Raw genomic sequence first — 323 nt, 5'->3', positions numbered from 1 at the left:
ACCAAAGCAAAAGCGAGGCGGCCTGCCAGCCGACCTGGTTCTTTGCTCGTACGCATCCCCCTGTAGGAGCCGGCTTGCCGGCGATGGACGTCAACGATAACGCGGGCTGTCTGAATGAACGCGTTGCCCAGACATTTTTCGCCGGCAAGCCGGCTCCTACAGTTGATCGTATTTATCCAAATACATATGCATTTCCTTTGTAGGAGCCAGCTTGCTGGCGATGGACGTCAACGATAACGCGGGCTGTCTGAATGAACGCGCGGCCCAGACACTTTTCGCCGGCAAGCCGGCTCCTACAGGGATCGGCGTGCGCTTTTGATCTT

1 pseudogene is annotated in these 323 nt (G+C 57.0%); it reads left to right on the top strand.

Annotated elements, in window-relative coordinates:
- Positions 1–203 (top strand): annotated as a pseudogene (locus tag J4E42_RS29330) (hypothetical protein); the annotation flags it as partial.
- Between the last annotated feature and the right edge of the window lie 120 nt (positions 204–323).

The organism is Pseudomonas sp. FW300-N2A2 (genome assembly GCF_017351735.1).
Classification (GTDB): Bacteria; Pseudomonadota; Gammaproteobacteria; order Pseudomonadales; family Pseudomonadaceae; genus Aquipseudomonas; species Aquipseudomonas migulae.
This window is presented reverse-complemented; position numbering and strand designations above follow the sequence as displayed.